13 protein-coding genes and 1 pseudogene are annotated in these 17073 nt (G+C 43.0%); 4 read left to right on the top strand and 10 right to left on the bottom strand.

The window, feature by feature from the left end:
- Window positions 1-25 precede the first annotated feature (25 nt).
- Window positions 26-1057 carry a YafY family protein gene (locus MKY73_RS02520; RefSeq protein ID WP_339305478.1) on the top strand — a complete coding sequence of 344 codons (1032 nt, stop codon included), beginning with the start codon at window positions 26-28 and terminating at the stop codon, window positions 1055-1057.
- A 39-nt stretch (window positions 1058-1096) separates the two neighbouring features.
- Here MKY73_RS02520 and MKY73_RS02515 read toward each other — a convergent pair whose 3' ends face one another.
- Window positions 1097-2281, bottom strand: a complete 1185-nt coding sequence (locus MKY73_RS02515) for an MFS transporter (protein ID WP_339305477.1) — start codon at window positions 2279-2281, stop codon at window positions 1097-1099.
- 183 nt (window positions 2282-2464) lie between these two features.
- On the opposite strand from MKY73_RS02515, the gene MKY73_RS02510 reads away from it, so the two are divergent.
- Window positions 2465-3328 carry a LysR family transcriptional regulator gene (locus MKY73_RS02510; RefSeq protein ID WP_339305475.1) on the top strand — a complete coding sequence of 288 codons (864 nt, stop codon included), beginning with the start codon at window positions 2465-2467 and terminating at the stop codon, window positions 3326-3328.
- Between the two features lie 25 nt (window positions 3329-3353).
- Window positions 3354-4028 carry a VOC family protein gene (locus tag MKY73_RS02505; protein ID WP_339305474.1) on the top strand — a complete coding sequence of 225 codons (675 nt, stop codon included), beginning with the start codon at window positions 3354-3356 and terminating at the stop codon, window positions 4026-4028.
- Between the two features lie 43 nt (window positions 4029-4071).
- On the opposite strand, the gene MKY73_RS02500 is transcribed toward MKY73_RS02505, so the two are convergent.
- Window positions 4072-4437, bottom strand: coding sequence for a MerR family transcriptional regulator (locus MKY73_RS02500; RefSeq protein WP_339305473.1), 366 nt, complete (start codon window positions 4435-4437; stop codon window positions 4072-4074).
- A 129-nt stretch (window positions 4438-4566) separates the two neighbouring features.
- Here MKY73_RS02500 and MKY73_RS02495 point away from each other — a divergent pair, with 129 nt between their 5' ends.
- Window positions 4567-5217 (top strand): nitroreductase family protein, encoded by a 651-nt coding sequence (locus MKY73_RS02495; RefSeq protein ID WP_339305472.1) that lies wholly within the window; start codon window positions 4567-4569, stop codon window positions 5215-5217.
- A 480-nt stretch (window positions 5218-5697) separates the two neighbouring features.
- On the opposite strand, the gene MKY73_RS02490 is transcribed toward MKY73_RS02495, so the two are convergent.
- From MKY73_RS02490 to sigW, 8 genes and pseudogenes are all read right to left on the bottom strand, one after another.
- Window positions 5698-6549: a DNA adenine methylase gene (locus tag MKY73_RS02490; RefSeq protein WP_339305470.1), complete on the bottom strand. Its 852-nt coding sequence runs from the start codon at window positions 6547-6549 to the stop codon at window positions 5698-5700.
- Window positions 6550-6606: 57 nt separating this feature from the next.
- Entirely contained in the window at window positions 6607-8505 is a 1899-nt protein-coding gene (locus MKY73_RS02485; RefSeq protein WP_339305469.1) for a ParB N-terminal domain-containing protein, read from the bottom strand.
- 256 nt (window positions 8506-8761) lie between these two features.
- A complete protein-coding gene (gene glmS / locus MKY73_RS02480) occupies window positions 8762-10594 on the bottom strand; it encodes a glutamine--fructose-6-phosphate transaminase (isomerizing) (RefSeq protein WP_339305468.1) in 1833 nt (610 codons plus the stop codon).
- An 879-nt stretch (window positions 10595-11473) separates the two neighbouring features.
- Window positions 11474-12814: a phosphoglucosamine mutase gene (gene glmM / locus MKY73_RS02475; protein WP_339237964.1), complete on the bottom strand. Its 1341-nt coding sequence runs from the start codon at window positions 12812-12814 to the stop codon at window positions 11474-11476.
- Between the two features lie 72 nt (window positions 12815-12886).
- Window positions 12887-14380 (bottom strand): CdaR family protein, encoded by a 1494-nt coding sequence (locus MKY73_RS02470; protein WP_339305466.1) that lies wholly within the window; start codon window positions 14378-14380, stop codon window positions 12887-12889.
- Window positions 14373-15208: pseudogene (gene cdaA, locus MKY73_RS02465) on the bottom strand (diadenylate cyclase CdaA). The gene MKY73_RS02470 and the pseudogene cdaA overlap by 8 nt, the downstream one beginning before the upstream one ends.
- A 314-nt stretch (window positions 15209-15522) precedes the next feature.
- Window positions 15523-16137, bottom strand: coding sequence for a zf-HC2 domain-containing protein (locus MKY73_RS02460; RefSeq protein WP_339237968.1), 615 nt, complete (start codon window positions 16135-16137; stop codon window positions 15523-15525).
- A gap of 136 nt (window positions 16138-16273) precedes the next feature.
- Window positions 16274-16840, bottom strand: a complete 567-nt coding sequence (gene sigW / locus MKY73_RS02455; RefSeq protein WP_339305465.1) for an RNA polymerase sigma factor SigW — start codon at window positions 16838-16840, stop codon at window positions 16274-16276.
- Between the last annotated feature and the right edge of the window lie 233 nt (window positions 16841-17073).

The raw sequence follows: 17073 nt of genomic DNA, 5'->3' as shown, positions 1-17073 counted from the left end.
CATGGCACCATTAAGAGGGTTAGATATGAAAAAATCAGAACGCATGAACCAGATGCTGCGCTATATTAATCAAAAACAACAGTTCACCCTGCAAGATCTTATGCAGGAGTTCCAGATTTCCAAACGAACCGCGATTAGAGATATCGCTTCATTGGAAGCGTTGGGTGCGCCCATCTATGTCGAATATGGACGCTACGGCGGATATCGACTGCTGCAACAGATGCAGCTGCCTCCCATTTCGTTCAATACGGGTGAACTTCATGCCCTTTATTTTGCGATGCAGGCCCTCCGAAGCTTCTCCAGCTTACCCTTTGAGGTCTCTTTCCGTACCATTCATGAGAAATTTCTGAGCGCGTTATCCGACAAGCAACGACAAGATATTGAGAACATCCGACACCGGGTTTCCTTTCGACATACGGAGCAGATTCGAGATAGTGCACATTTGGAGTTTCTGTTGATGGCTGCTGTGCAGAATATAGTGATCCAGGTTACTTACGCTAGTCAGCGGATATCCCCTGATCATAGGCCATCCCCTGCGAATCTTGCAGAGTCTGAACAATCAGATCCATCATCCCGCACGTCCAACACCAGTATTCGCACCATTCAACCCATCGCACTCTATGCGAGGAAAGGCTACTGGTATTGCCAGGCCTATGATCTGCATAAACAAGCGTACCGAGTATTCCGTTGCGACCGGATCATTTCAGCCGAAGTGTCCGACATTGAACCTTTGGCTCACGTGATTGAACTTCATGCACAGGATACCCATTCGTTATGGGAACCGTCACCAGATGCTATTACATTTCAATGTCGGATTGACGAAACCGGGGTTGAACTTTTCCAGCAAGAACATTTTCCATCCATGCAGATCATACACGTTAAAGAATCGGATAATGAACCAGCACACATGCTTCTTGTGGGTTCGTATGAGACTCATGAACTTGATTTCATTGTTCGGTATCTTGCAGGATTCGGTAAATCCATTCGAATTATGGAACCCGACACGTTAAAGGAATCATTGCGACAGTATTATATGGACTTGTTAGATCATATATAAAGACTATATTTTCTATACCCATTTTACTTCACATGACTTTTAGCTCCGCTTCTGGCCAACAACTTCCGTGCTCTTCTTATTGCCAATAGCTATTTGCACGATGATCTGCAGCACAATGATGATAGCCAAACCATAGAATGCTTGCACAAAGCTGCCTGTCAGGTCGTGAAGCCAACCAATTGCCAGCGGCCCAAGTGCGCCAAGAATATAACCACCAGATTGCGTCATGGCAGACCAGCTGCTGGCTTCCTGAGCATTGCTTGTCTCATCAATCGGCAGCATCAGTGCAATCGGGAATAACCCACCTGCACCAATCCCAAGCGGGATCGCCGCGAGCCACGGACTGACAGAGAGATTCAGCATCAGTACCCCTATCAATTCCAACAACGCACATCCAACAAGCCAGAACACACGCCTTTGGTATCGGTGTACAAGCATGGGAATGAATAACGTTGAGGGCAGTGATATTAATGTAAATAACGTTTGGACGTTGCCAGCAGTCTCTTGGCTATATCCAAGACCCTGAATCGCTGGTGCAAGCCAAGCGGTTAGTGAATAGAAGATCGCTGCCATCAGTCCGAAGAATAAGGTCAGCACCCATGCACGCCTGTTCTTCACTGGTAGTGGCGCATGAATGACAGACGAAGTTTGTCCGGATTGTCGATCTGTACGCGCAGACCAGGCTAACTTTAACCAGATCGGCAATGCAATGACTGCAAGTAATGTCCATGTGGCCAAAGTCCCTCTCCAAGATCCACCCAGCATATGCTGGAGCGGAACGGATAATCCTACACTAATGCTGGCCCCCATCACCATCGCAGTAGAGTAGATGCCGACCATGGCTGCTACTCGGTTAGGAAAATACTGTTTAATGAAGCTGGACAACAGCGGCCCTGCCAATGCAATCCCTACACCGGACAAAAAAGAAGTTAACATCAGCAACGGAGTTGCACCCACGAACAATCGTAATCCTGTACCTATTCCAATAAAAATTAAAGCCAGTACAATAGCACCCTCGTTCCCCAACCTTCGACTTAGTCTTACGGAGAACGGAGCGAATATGCCCATACATAATACCGGTAGTGTTGTTAACAGACTGGCCGTCATGCCACTCAAACCCAGATCATTCTGTATGGTGCTCATCAGAGGAGAAATGGAAGTAATCGGTGGTCTCAAGTTCAGTGAAGCCAGAATCAGCGCCAATACAATATAAAAAAGTTTCATTATGGATCACCTCATGGTAGTAGTATTCTTGCCTTCACCAAAGATCCTATTTGTTAATGACAAGGTCTTCGGGTGGTACACGATTAAGTATAGGATCATTGGAATGATTGAACAATACTATTGTTTCTATTAAAATGATTACTAAAACCAATGATTAGAGGTGAATTTATGGAGATTCGTCAAATGGAAAACTTTATTACAGTGTGTGAGGAGCTTCATTTTACACGGGCAGCTGAGAAACTTGGCATATCTCAACCGACGTTGAGTCAACAAATACGTGGGTTGGAAGATGAGCTTGGAGTTCCTTTGTTTGACCGTGTCGGCAAAAAGATTGTGATGACCCAGGCTGGGACTTTGTTTCTGGAGCACTGTGTACAAATGATCCGGCATCTTCAGAATACCCAAGATGCGCTAGCAGAATTCCGCAATGATCAGCGGGGACGATTGGTTATCGGTGTTCTTCCATCCGATTTGGATTACCGTATCACACCATTGCTCGTTGATTTTCATGCTCGCTTCCCCAAAGTGCAATTGAAGGTGATCTCTTCGATCTATGTCGTGAATCAGGTGTTGGAGAATGAAGTCGACATCGGTATAGAGATCACATCTGCCCCTGATGATCGGCTTGTACGCATTCCTTTGTGCAGTGAAGAATACGTACTGGTCGTTTCCGAGAATCATGATTGGGCTGACCGAAGCACGATTGGAATCCAGGAGTTACGTGATATTCAAACGGTGATGTTCCCCGAAGGATTTACCGGCAGGAAATTAGTCGATGACTATTGTCGTAAATATGGTTTTAGCCTTAATACCATCATGGAGACCAGTTCGGCAACCTCCATCATTAGTCTGGTCAAAGCCAATGTTGGAGGAACACTGCTGCCTTATCCTCTGATCCAAGCCATGAATGAACCCACGCTAAGATGCATTCGAATTACCGATGATCCACCATACCGACACTTTGAGATCATCCATCGGTCCGACCGTTACCTGACGCAATCGGCTAAGGCATTTATTGAGAAAACGATCGAGTATTTCAATCAATGATGAGTTTAGAAGGAGAGGTATTGAATTGAAAATAAGAGAAGTTAGTTTGTTGACACATCAGATCGAGGCCATGAGAGAGTTTTACGGTAGACTACTGGAGTTGGAGCTTGTGGAGGATGATACAACATTCGTTTCATTCCGTGCAGGAGACTCGGTCCTTGCATTCAAGAAGGCACCGGAGGAAGAGAATCCATACTATCATATAGCGTTTACGATTCCAACGAATACACTCGCTGATGCAAAAAAGTGGGCCCAAAACCGTAACATTCCGTTGCTTTCCAAGGATGGACAAGATCAATTTTATTTCCCCTACTGGGATGCAACAGCCTTCTATTTCTATGACCCAAGCGGCAACTTGATGGAATTCATCGCTCACCACTCACTCGATAATGCAGTCGATGAAGCTTTCGAAGCGAAGCATCTGATATGTATAAGTGAAATCGGTCTGCCTGTGGATGATGTTCCTGAGACGATGAGCACATTGAATGAGCATGATCACCTTGATCCCTTTGCGGGAGATGGGAAGAAATTCTCCCCCACAGGTGATGCAGAAGGCATGTTTATTGTGATTGATAAAAAAATGCCCTGGTTCCCAGACGGGCGGATGCCCGGTGTATTTGCTACTGTGGTACAGGTGGAAACTGGGCAGCCCGGTAATCTACGTATACAAGAGGGTATGTACTCTATTGTATCGATTTGAAGTACAAACTTTCTGACTGAAAAGTTCAAGAGGAACGTCCAGCTCAATACTTACCAAAACCATCCTCACATGTGATATCTGCTTTAAGAATTTCGTAGAGATTTTGTTTAGAATTCTCTAATTTTTTTTGCACCTCTTCAATTTCTAATATTTTTGCTTGGATAATGCTTGCTTGTTCATTACTTGAATATCCCTGTTTAGAGACCATAGACTGGATCTCATGAGTCGTAAAGCCTACAGCCACACATTGTTTCACCACTTCCAGATGTTGAATAATGCTCTGCGCATATTTCCGATAGTTATTTTGATCTCTAAGCACATGTTCATCCGTGATAATACCTATTTTCTCATAGTATCGAATCGTGGAAATCGGAAGGTTTACACTGTTCGCTACTTCACTAATCTTCATCTGAATCGCCCCGTTTCTTCTTCTTGCTATAAAGTATACTTCATAGTTTACAATCCTCATAGTGAGACGGATGCCGATATAACCACCGATATCCTAATCTCACCAATATAGATATGAGGAGAGATCGATATGAATACAATTACCGGCCAATTCAACAAAACCAATGATTTTGATACCATCGTCTTGGAACGCCATTCCGTTAAAGCCTACGACCCTGAAGTGAAAATCAGACGCGAGGAGATGATCGAAATATTGGCGAAAGCTTCACGTGCTCCTTCGGCCATTAACATGCAACCGTGGCGTTTTCTTGTCATCGACAGTGCTGAAGGCAAAGAAAAGCTTGCACCACTGGCCTCTTTTAACCAGACACAGGCACTAACGTCTTCCGCTGTCATTGCCGTATTTTACGACGCTAACAATGTTGAGTACATGGAAGAGATTTTCAGCAAATCGGTGGAACTTGGATATATGCCACAAGACATCATGGATATGCAGATGCAGCAGGTTCAACCTTATTATGCGAACATAACTCCAGCTGAACTGCGTGATATGAATCTCATTGACTCAGGCCTCATATCCATGCAACTCATGCTCGTTGCCCGTGCTCATGGTTATGATACGAATCCTATGGCCGGTTATGATAAAGCCCAGATTGCTGAGGCCTTCGGCCTGGATAAAGAGCGTTTCCAGCCCGTGATGTTGATCTCCATAGGTAAAGCAGCCAGAGATGGCTATCCTTCCTATCGTCTTCCGGTTGAAACGATTACGAGTTGGGCGTAACCCACGGTAAGTCTCAAACAAACATGAAAATGGAGAATTCAGTTCAAAAATATTTTTCAATTAATCAGTTACTCCTATCATCCGTGACCAGTTAGATTGCGGATATAAGGGATTATTTAACATTTTTTTTATAATTGAACAACAATTTCAAACCTAATAAACTTTGAAGATGCTCTCCCTTTTTTTACTTCAACAGCTTTACGGTTATCCTCGAGCCTTCAGTAGTAGGTTAGAGGCTTCAAAAATAATTTATAATAACGTCTTTAAGAATCCAATGAAAAGGGGTCCTGATGAAATTTCATCAGGACCCCTTTTGTTATGAAAGAATGATTAAGTGTCTTATATAGAAGACTGGTATTATTAACCTGAAGTCCTTAGCTACCCTTAAGAGTTCACACTTAAAACCTAAATACAAAAAAAGTGTTACTTTCTTAATATTATTTAAACACAACATCTCAGACTTAAATACATTGGAATTGACTAAACAATCTGTAAAAACTCTTGATACTGTCCTGTCTCTGTTTTGTTTGAAAAAAACATGAATTCTTGCCCTTTAGTGGGTGTTGCAATTGAATAATTCAAATAATATTTAGTATGAATCTGTTTATGATAAAGTGCTTCAATTTGACTGGCAATATCATAGGTTAAGATCCAATATCTGTTTCTCATCTTTGTTTGTATTATCTTTGCCAACTCAACATGATCCTCATGCGAATAAAAATTTGTATATAAATCAGGTCCTTTATGATAGTACGGCGGATCAAAAAATGTAAGAGAGTATCGCGTTTTTTTAATTTCCTCTTCTATAAATTCCTTTGCATCATAATTACATACCTTTATTTGATCTGAATAAGAGGCAATTAATCTAATTCTTTTTATGATAGTTTCTTTGTTAAATCGACAATCTAATTTATCAGTTCTATCTTGCTTCTTACCACCGATGACGCCTGCTTTAATAATTCCTGATCTATTAGTTCGATTTAAAAAAAGTGTTGAAAAGGCCAAAGTCAATTCATCGATACTATCTTTTTGTTTTTGAATTTCTCGTTGAATGTACCATTGACTCATATCAATCGGAGTATCTTGTATCAGTTGAATTAATTTTTCTGGTTGAATAACTATTGTATTCCATAAAGCATATATACCACGATCGTAATCATTAATAATTATTTTTTTGACATCTTTATTAATAAGTAAGCGAAGAGCAACCGCAGCTCCTCCCGCAAATGGCTCTATATATGTTGAAACATTGTTTATATTCACCAAATGCTTAATGTAATTATATGTTTTATCCTTACCACCCGGATATCTTAATGGAGAAAGAATGGCCATAGTTGTGATCACCTCAGTCTAATAGTAGCAAAAATCCTTCTTTCTTGGCCATCTAAATCAGACTAAGTGTAAATAGTTATGGAACAACACTAAGATCGGTGTAATTCTTAAATTTACTCTCTCCACTAATTCATCGTAAATGGCAGCATAACTACTATGAGTTATTAAATTTAAATAGTCATATAGTTTATCAGAATCTATAGAACCCAATAAATTCTTGATAGCCTGATACCTCAGCTTATTATCTCCATTACATATTTGAGTTAGTAAAGTTCTTTCAGATAAATGTTCAATTAAGAAATTCAAATTCTGCTTGGGGTTGCCGTGGTTTCTAAGATTTTTGTCTTTTATTACTTTTTCTATAGATAACTCTAACAACTGTCTGACTGATGAAGCAATCATATATCTGTAGTCCTGAGCATTCTCTAGAGATTGGATCTCATTGATCAACATATTAACAGTATTATTAATATTGATATTTACTTCGCCATCAGTAAATGCAGCAAGAGACTTAAAAAACTCATTCTTAGGATGGTTTATTTTGATACCTTTGCTGGATAAAGTAACATTAATATCAACGCTTTTTGAAACAGAATACCCTTTATTATCTAGTTTAACCTGTATGGTATAAGTTCCAATCGGTGCATCTCCAGAAAAAATGTGATTTTCCTTTATAAAGTTCCCATCAGAATTAAACACTACTCTGTCTTTTAAATTTTCCCCATTAGAATCAGTTGCAACTTCAATTAATTCTTTTAAATTATAATCATTATATAATTTCAGAGTTTTTTTAGAGGATTTTAAATTTAACACGAGAGAATAAATTTCTGTTCCACCACCGACTCCTCCTGTTCCACCGCCGACTCCTCCTGTTCCACCGCCGACTCCTCCTGTTCCACCACCGACTCCTCCTGTTCCACCGCCGACTCCTCCTGTTCCACCGCCGACTCCTCCTGTTCCACCACCGACTCCTCCTGTTCCACCACCGGCTCCTCCTGTTCCACCACCGACTCCTCCTGTTCCACCACCGGCTCCTCCTGTTCCACCACCGACTCCTCCTGTTCCACCACCGGCTCCTCCTGTTCCACCACCGGCTCCTCCTGTTCCACCACCGGCTCCTCTCTCATCACCAGAGCCTATATCAATACTAATCGGTAAAATATTTATAAAATAGTTACTAGCTAATTCAGCATTATACACGTCTCCAACTGTTCCTTTATTGGAAATAAAAAATTCAATCATTTCGCAAACCTTATCAAAATGTTTTGCATTATTTAAATCAACTTTGATACCACGCTCCAAATTAAATATTCTAGTTCTAATATCTAAAAAGCCAAACATACGTTCAAATGTAGTAGTGTAACTTTCGTTTTTTATCTTTCCATAGAGCTCTTTTTTATTCGGATCGGCTTCTATTTTTTTATAAATCATATTCCCTAAGTTAAATTGTTGTCCTATAAACTGAGCAGTAAATGTGTCTTTTTCATTTGAACTCCATGTAATCTGTCCAGCACCTGATTGCTCCCCAGAATGAATTTTTATTACATGATTTGCCATTGCTTCTGGATCTGAATAAACTTTAGTGTAGAGAGCCAAACTTTCAACATCGAAACTCTGCTTTACTTTTTCTATAAAACGGTAGGTGCTTGGATACTTTACTTTTATGAGTTCCGCTGTATCATTCATTAATAGTTTTAATGCTGTCAATCTTCTATTTCCGTCATAAACAACGTGCTCACCGTTGGTATGTAGCACTATAAAATCCTGCAGAACTCCTCCTGTTTCTACAATCTCCTGAATAAGTGCTTCTATTTTTTTGGGACCCACCTTTTTCAACTGAAAAAAAGTTAAAATGGCCTCTTCTTCACTATGTACTGGTTTGGGAAATCTGGGGTTTGTCTTTGATAATGTTAATTCAGCTGCAAACATCTCTTTGACTATTGGGCGTGCATACATTAACACTTCCTCCTAACATAAAATGTATATTCCACTATATTATTCGACATTATTTCACATGTTCCTTTAAATTAAGTATGAATTGCTAAGATCATGTCTAAATATGGCTTGTATTAGTCCTTCCTCCTCTTAGTTGCTCTCTATAATCAAAAAAAATTATCTTCTCTTTAGACATCAAAATCAAATAGGCCCTGATGACAAATGCCATCAGGACCCTCTTATATAAACTTAAATATTATAATAATTTAACAATCCGTTACTCAACCGTTACGCTTTTCGCCAGGTTACGTGGTTTATCCACATCGTGACCAAGTGCCAGAGAAGCATAGTATGCCAGCAATTGCAGCGCAACTACAGACAGAGCCGGGCTCAAGAGTGGCAACGTCTTAGGAATGGCAAACGCTTGGTCTACGGATTTCAGCAATGGTGCTACGTGCTCTTCGTACGTAATTGCCAGTACATCCGCGCCACGTGCTTTCACTTCTTTGATGTTGCTCACTGTTTTCTCAAGTACGTTCTCCTGTGTTGCCAGGGCAATAACAGGAATACCGTCTTCGATCAGTGCAAGCGTACCGTGTTTCAACTCACCCGCAGCATAAGCCTCAGAGTGAATATAAGAGATCTCTTTCAGCTTCAACGATCCTTCTTGAGCTACTGCATAGTCCAGACCACGGCCGATGAAGAAGAGATGTTCATGTTTGGAGATTTGCTCTGCATATCCTTTGATTGCATCGGCTTGTTCCAACATGGACTCTACTTGCTCAGGCAATGCTTGCATCGCTGCCAGCGTGTGTGCAATCTCTTCAGCAGTTTGTGTACCACGAACTTGTGCAAGGTACAGACCCAGCAAGTTGAACGCGATCAACTGTGAAGTATACGCTTTGGTAGAAGCTACAGCAATTTCAGGACCTGCCAATGTTGCGATAACATCATCTGCATCACGTGCAATGGAGCTACCCACTACGTTTGTGATTGCAAGTACATGTGCACCATTGGATTGTGCTTCACGCAATGCAGCAAGCGTATCGGCAGTTTCACCGGATTGGCTCACTACGATTACGAGTGTATCTTTGTGCACGATTGGGGAACGGTAACGGTACTCGGAAGCCACATCTGTTTCAACCGGAATACGAACCAATTGCTCAATCACTGTACGTCCAACCAGACCTGCATGGTACGCTGTACCACATGCAATGATTTGAACGTTACGGATATTTTTAATTTGTTCTTCAGTCATTTTCAACTCAGGAAGTTGAACTTTTTTGCCTTCATTATCGATGCGACCCAGCATTGTATCACGATATGCTTTTGGTTGCTCATGAATTTCTTTCAGCATGAAGTGCTCGAATCCGCCTTTTTCTGCGGTAACAGCATCCCAATCGACACGAATCATTTCCCGAGAAATAAAGTTGCCTTCAATCGTCATCAATTCGACAGCATCATGTGTCAATACAGCCATTTCACCATCATTGAGAATGTACACATTACGTGTATGTTCCAGAATTGCCGGGATATCAGAACCAATGAAGTTCTCGCCTTCACCAACACCAATAATCAATGGGCTAGCTTGACGTACAGCAACGAGTTTCTCAGGTTCATGCTCTGTCAATACACCCAGTGCAAATGCACCACGCAACAGCGTGATCACTTTTTGTACTGTTTTAACGATATCACCATTGTATTCACGTGCAACCAGGTGAGAAATGACTTCAGTATCTGTCTCGGAAGTGAATGTATGACCTTGGGAGATCAGCTCATCCTTCAGCTCCAGATAGTTCTCAATAATACCGTTATGCACAACAGAGAATTTCTGGCTTCCATCCGTGTGTGGATGGGAGTTCTCATCTGATGGTTTACCATGAGTTGCCCAACGTGTATGTCCAATTCCGGCATTACCAACCAGTGGCGCACCATCCAGTTTGGCTTCAAGGTTCGCAAGGCGACCAAGAGCTTTCGTGATTTGCAGACCTTCTGGTGTGAATACCGCAATACCTGCAGAATCATAACCACGATACTCGAGTTTCTTCAATCCTTCGACCAATACCGATTGAGTGTTCTTATTACCAATATATCCAACAATACCGCACATAGTTTATTTCCTCCGTTTGTATATGAATACTGTGTCACGAAGAGAAACAGGCAGAGGCGGCATATCGGAAAAATGAGTGATTGCCTAGCGTTTCATGAATACTTGGTACTTATTCAATTATCAATGATCAGAGCGACCTCGTGTCGCCCCGCTGTCATCATAAGCTGTTATGAATGCAATCATGAATGTACATCATTTTCCCGTCCGCGTACTGTTTACGCTCTTCACGCACATTCATTTGAATTTTAGTATGACTCTTGCACCTGCACCGGCGCGTTGTGTGGACAGTCACCTATCCATTTTCCGCAATCCGGTTTACGGCTCTGGTGCTTCACCGGGAGGTCCCCGCCGAACAATCCGAACACCTCCACCTCGTCAGCTTGATTGCCGTTGATCTTAATCAGCCGTTCTTCAACCTAGAAGAAATCCTGATCAACATCATCCCGCGCAACTCCAAGCTCTGGCGCTTGTGTAACTGTAACCTTACGTCCCTCACTTTCTGTGTCTGAATGACGACTCCACTCATTATATGCACGTCAGGTCCATTTTGCAATGGAGCAAAGTACCTGTGACAATTTCAGCATATTTACCCACAATCCCGACCGGATAATCGGACCTATGGTCTCATCAGGCCGGGACGCAGGAATATTCATGAATAGAGGAAATTCAAAAAGTCCGCTTTTGATTACGAATCATGCCTAATGGCATTATCAGCATCGAATATGAAATTCAGCCGAAATAAGCGGGAGCTTACGAAGTATGTTTACTATTGAAACATTGTGGTTGCTCACGTAGTTTGCCTACACTCCGCTACTTCATTTCTATCTTCATTCCATCTTCTTGGTACTGAAAACCAGACTTTTTGAACACGTACCAATCCTATACCAGTTCTTTTTGAACTACATCCGCGATTTGAGACACAAATTGTTCAAGTTCGTCTTTGTCTGGTCCTTCTGCCATAACACGGATCAGAGATTCTGTCCCAGAAGCACGAACGAGCACACGCCCATTATCGCCAAGTTGTTGTTCTACTGTAGCAATAGCTTGCTCAATTGCAGAATTGCCTTCATATTTGCTCTTATCTTCAACACGCACATTCACCAATACTTGTGGGTACTGGGTCATTAGCGCTTTGAGCTCACTCAGTTTTTTACCGGAAGCCTTGAGCGTATCCACGAGTTGAATCGCAGTCAGCATGCCATCTCCCGTTGTATTGTAATCCAGGAAAATAACATGGCCAGATTGCTCTCCGCCTAGGTTGTAACCGCCGCGACGCATTTCCTCCATCACATAACGGTCACCTACTGCAGTTTTAGCTGTTTTCAGTGCAAGTTTCTCTGTTGCTTTGTAGAATCCGATGTTACTCATAACCGTTGATACAACAGTGCTGTCCTTCAACTTGCCTGCACGATTCATGGCATCACCACAGATACACAGAATGAAGTCTCCATCCACCTCAGCGCCAGTCTCATCAATAGCAATCAGACGATCTGCATCCCCGTCAAAAGCAAGACCCAGATCCGCTTTATGTTTGAGCACTTCCTGTTTCAGGTTCTCTGGATGCGTTGAGCCACATTGCTCATTAATATTCAGGCCGTTTGGCTCAGCGCCAATGGCAATGACTTCTGCACCAAGTTCACTGAATAATTTCGGTGCCAGCTCATAAGCTGCTCCGTTCGCACAGTCCAAAACAATTTTAAGACCAGAGAACGACTCATTAACCGTCGTTTTCAGGAAGTCGAGGTAACGATAACGGGATTCCTCATCCATCGTTACTGTACCTAGACCGCCACCCACTGGTCGTGGCAATTGATCTGTCTCCGCATCCATCAGCTCTTCAATCCGGTTCTCTGTCTCATCGGACAGCTTGAAGCCATCTCCCCCAAAGAACTTGATACCGTTATCCTCTACAGGATTGTGGGAAGCCGAGATCATCACACCTGCGTCAGCTTTCAGCAAACGTGCAATATATGCTACTCCCGGAGTGGATACAACGCCCAGACGAATTACATCAGCGCCAATGGACAACAGACCTGCAACCAGTGCGGATTCCAACATCAATCCCGAGATACGAGTATCCATGCCAATAACCACTTTTGGTCTTTCCACACCACCTGCAAGCACGTAACCACCACAACGTCCAATGCTGTAAGCAAGCTCTGCCGTTAACTCTTTATTGGCAACTCCTCTTACACCGTCTGTACCAAAATATTTCCCCATGATTTAACTCCTTCTATTCGCATCATATACGAGCACTAATATTATTTTTTGAGAATTTTAAAATTAGAACTTTTACGGATTCGTGCCACTTTTACTGCCAGTACCGCTGTTATTATTATTTAAATTACCTCGACTGTTTGTGTTCCCCTGTTGGCCCTGATCCTGAGTATCCGTATTCGATTCCGTTTCTTCTTCATCAGGAACAGGCTCAGTCCCCCCATTTTCGACCTCTGCTGGTGAAGGGTCAGGTGCTACCGTTCCCTCGTCAGTCGGCTCTTCGCTAGGAGTAGTCGTTGTGTCTTCAGCCTTTTCGCTAATTTTGACCGTTGCACTCAGAGCATTGGACGATTCATCCAGTTTGGCATAACGGGGCAGGTCGGCTTCAAGCTTGATCTCATGCGTTCCAACCGCAAGTCCAGCAAGATCACCTGTCAACTTGATATCCTCACTACTCAGACCCTCAAGCATGCTTGGTGAGCCTGTGAGTGTAAGGTTCAGACCGCCGCTTCGAGGCGTAACCAGCGTCCCTTCCAGTCCATTTCCCGCACCGGTAAGTGTGATAGGGACGTTCGGAAAGACTTTCGTTGTCTCCTCTGCCTCGTCAAATGGTGATATGGTTACCTTGAGCTGAATCGAACTAGGCTCGATTTTCTCAAAACCGGAAGGCGGCGTCAAGTCCACGTTAACTGTCGATGTACCCGACTGATCAAACTGGGTAAGATCAAGGGTTACTTGGTCGTAGGACTGTATACCCGCAAGCGCATCCTCAGATCCATAAACCGAGACTTCTTTCACGCTAGGCTCTACTGTGGAGAGAACCAGGCCTTCTGGTAGCTGTCCCGAATATTTGATTCTTAAGGGTATAGATGTATAGGGCTGACTGACCGGAACTCGGACTTCAACCGTTTGAGGCGTTATAATCGCGTTTTCAAGGACCTTACCTTCAGCATCATATGCTTGAAGTTTCACTTTTTTCTGTATGACATCTTCCTTGGCATCTTTTACGCTCAGACTGCCCTGGACCTTCGCTACTGCCTCGAGTTGTCCTTCGGGCAGAGTTACCTTGACCGGCGTCGAAGGTTCGATCACGGGCGTTCCAGCGCTGTATCCGGCGGATGGTTCCCCTTCGGGTACAATATTCACATTGAAGGATTTGGTGCCCAATTTTTCTACATTCACGGTAACCATGGAAGGCTCCATACTGACTACTTCCACCCCGGATGGCAAATCAGGTACAAGCGGCAGTGTATTCGACCCATCTTTCACTTGGCTCAGATCCACCAGTACCTTGTAATCATCATTGGTAAAAATCGATGTGAGCATCGAGCGCTGTCCTTTAATCTCCAACCGGACCTCATCCGTACTTAATGAAGTAAGCACATAGCTGTTGCTGTCTAATCCATAAGGTTGAACAGGCACCGTACGTTCCACAACCTTATTGGTTGTGCCTGTTGTAATCGTAGGGGTGGTTGGTACTTCATCCAGATGAATCATGAACCAGAGCAGCAGACTTACCGCAAGCGCAAGTATTTTGGCGAAGTTATTATTGTTAAACCACTTATCCATTGTTACGTCCTCCCTTCCGTTTCCAGAAGGTTGTCCAACCATTCTTTTTCAGATTGGATGTAGGGCGCAACTCCTCATACAGTTTGGCAATCAGTGATTCTTCCTTAATATCACGAACGACCTGCCCGTTCATCGCCAGTGATACTTGTCCGGTCTCCTCGGAGACAACCAAACAGATCGCATCTGCAACTTCGGTGATCCCGATGGCTGCACGATGGCGTGTCCCCAATTCTTTACTGATAAACGGATTCTCTGATAATGGCAAATAACAAGCTGCCGCCGAAATCTGTTTCCCTTGTATAATGACGGCTCCATCATGGAGCGGTGTATTTGGAATAAAGATGTTAATCATCAGCTCCGAGCTGACCAGAGAGTGCATCTTAATACCCGATTCTGTGTAATCGTTCAGACCCGTTTCACGTTCAAATACGACCAATGCGCCGATTTTACGCCGTGACAGATAATTAACAGACTTAATAATCTCACCAATTAACACCGTTAACTCTTCATCACTCGCTGCCGCTGAACGACCAAATAGCTTACCGCGTCCCAATTGCTCCAGACCACGACGCAGTTCCGGCTGAAAGATAATGAACACCGCAACGACACCAAACGTAAACATTTGGTTCATTAACCATTTGAGCGTATACAGGTTTAGCCACGTACTTAATGCCCAGATCAGCAAAGGAACAGAATTCCTTTCAGGAGCTGAACAGCACGTGTACCCCGCACAAGCAAAATCAGTTTGTACATAATATAGGTAACGATCAATATATCGATAACGTCCTTAATGGACTCTGTCCACGTTAAGTCAGCAAAATAATTCATAAGCCAGCCCCCGCTATCCCCATTGATGAGTAAACCCTGATCTCATATTAACCCATTAGGATTTTATATAATCCTTTGTCTGCGCATTTTTGCATCATTCGATATATACAAAATGCTTATCTATATGTAGTAGTATGTTCTCTTTAGTATCTAGGTTATAACGTTAACGTTCAGGTTGCAAGTTACGGCAGTCTCAAACTGCACATAAACATCACATTTACCATGAATTACAAAGTTTACGTATAAAAAAAGAGTACCCCATGCAATCTGGAGGTACCCTGCTTGGTATATACCATTGAAGATTTTACCCTGTTCTAGCGATAAGCCACTTCATTTACCATATTGGTTATTTTGTACCAGACCCAGTCCAGCGCTTGATCAATACTTTTCACCTGACCCGAAATATGCGCCGTTGAAGCCTGAAACAGTTGTCCGTCGATAACCGTCAGATTGCCGTTCACATCACCATATACTTGTGCGGTTCCATTTTCTATCGTAAGATCGCCAGCAATTGACTTACCTTCAGGAACAATAACCGTGTTACCCTGAATCACGATCTGGTCCAGATTATTTCCCTTAACAACCATTTCGTTATTCTGATTCCAGAAATTCAAGGCGCTAAAGAGCATCACGACCAAAAAGAAGGCTGCCGCCGTCAGCGCGGGATGTCCTTTGACCCATTTGAGCCATATTTGCTGTCTCTTGGGCTGGGGCAGAGCATTCATAATTCGATTGGTCAGCTCATCAGAGGCAGACGGTGAATAGTGTTTCATGGCAAAGAGTAGCATTTCCGTCTGTTCCAACTCTTTAAAGCGCATGCGACAATCCGGACAGATCACCAGGTGACTTTTTAATTCAACCTTCTGGGCCGGGGACAACGACTCATCCAAACATTCATGCATTAAAGAGACGGCCGAGTTGCAATCCATATGAGAGCCAATCCTTTCTTAAATCACTTAGTCCATGAGCCATTAAAAAGCACGCATAAGACTTGCATACATTACATACGCATCCGTTTCGGATATGTTTCAAATAATTTTGCCCATATTTCAAGGCGTATAACATTTATAACTTGTATTCCAATTTTTTACGTAGAAAATCACGGCCCCGATGAACGCGTGTCTTGATCGTTGTTACGGGCATACCTGTCACGTCACTGATTTCCTGTAACGACAAGTCCTGTAAATACCTTAGAATCATAACGGACTTATACTTGGCTGGCAAACTGTCAATGGCTTCACGAATGAGCGTTTGCGTCTCTGACAGCAGTGCCTCACTCTCTGGTGTACGATCATCACTCGGAAGCATCGCATAACCATCCGATCCTTCCTGATCATTCAGTTCAGCATCCAAAGAGTATGAAGGTTTCTTTCTGCGCAGTCGGTCAATACACAGATTGGTGGCGATCCGGTAGATCCAGGTTGAAAACTTCTGGTTCGGATCATACTTATCCATATTGCGAAACACACGCAAAAACGTCTCCTGCACAACGTCCTCAGCTTCATGACGATTGTTCAGCATCCGATATGCCAAATGAAACAGCTTGTCCTTATATAGTTCAACGATTTCTGCGAAGGCTCTCTGGTCGCCTTTAAGCACCAGTCTCACAAGCCTATTCTCCAAATTGTCCACCCTTATTCCCCCAGACATGCTGATGGGTCTTCCGTCTTCTGATACCCGTCCACACTTGTAATTCACCAATCAAATCGTAAATCAACTTTGGTCAAAAATCAAGACTGTATGACAAATATCCGCCAAAAACAGTAAAAACGGGAACTCCCGCAGGAGTCCCGTTTCATCTCTCACTCCGTAGAGTAGAGAATGGAGCTATTATTTAACAACGTAATGGGTACTTTGTTGCATAT

The organism is Paenibacillus sp. FSL R5-0519 (assembly GCF_037974275.1).
Classification (GTDB): domain Bacteria; phylum Bacillota; class Bacilli; order Paenibacillales; family Paenibacillaceae; genus Paenibacillus.
Note: the sequence above shows the minus strand (reverse complement) of the source record. Positions and strands in the feature narration are given on the sequence as shown.

Coding starts and splice junctions, on each gene's coding strand:
- MKY73_RS02460 (WP_339237968.1), bottom strand. CDS start 16,137: ATGGATTGCAACTCGGCCGTCTCTTTAATGCATGAATGTTTGGATGAG.
- MKY73_RS02520 (WP_339305478.1), top strand. CDS start 26: ATGAAAAAATCAGAACGCATGAACCAGATGCTGCGCTATATTAATCAA.
- MKY73_RS02515 (WP_339305477.1), bottom strand. CDS start 2,281: ATGAAACTTTTTTATATTGTATTGGCGCTGATTCTGGCTTCACTGAAC.
- glmS (WP_339305468.1), bottom strand. CDS start 10,594: ATGTGCGGTATTGTTGGATATATTGGTAATAAGAACACTCAATCGGTA.
- MKY73_RS02500 (WP_339305473.1), bottom strand. CDS start 4,437: ATGAAGATTAGTGAAGTAGCGAACAGTGTAAACCTTCCGATTTCCACG.
- MKY73_RS02510 (WP_339305475.1), top strand. CDS start 2,465: ATGGAAAACTTTATTACAGTGTGTGAGGAGCTTCATTTTACACGGGCA.
- MKY73_RS02470 (WP_339305466.1), bottom strand. CDS start 14,380: ATGGATAAGTGGTTTAACAATAATAACTTCGCCAAAATACTTGCGCTT.
- MKY73_RS02485 (WP_339305469.1), bottom strand. CDS start 8,505: ATGTATGCACGCCCAATAGTCAAAGAGATGTTTGCAGCTGAATTAACA.
- glmM (WP_339237964.1), bottom strand. CDS start 12,814: ATGGGGAAATATTTTGGTACAGACGGTGTAAGAGGAGTTGCCAATAAA.
- MKY73_RS02495 (WP_339305472.1), top strand. CDS start 4,567: ATGAATACAATTACCGGCCAATTCAACAAAACCAATGATTTTGATACC.
- MKY73_RS02490 (WP_339305470.1), bottom strand. CDS start 6,549: ATGGCCATTCTTTCTCCATTAAGATATCCGGGTGGTAAGGATAAAACA.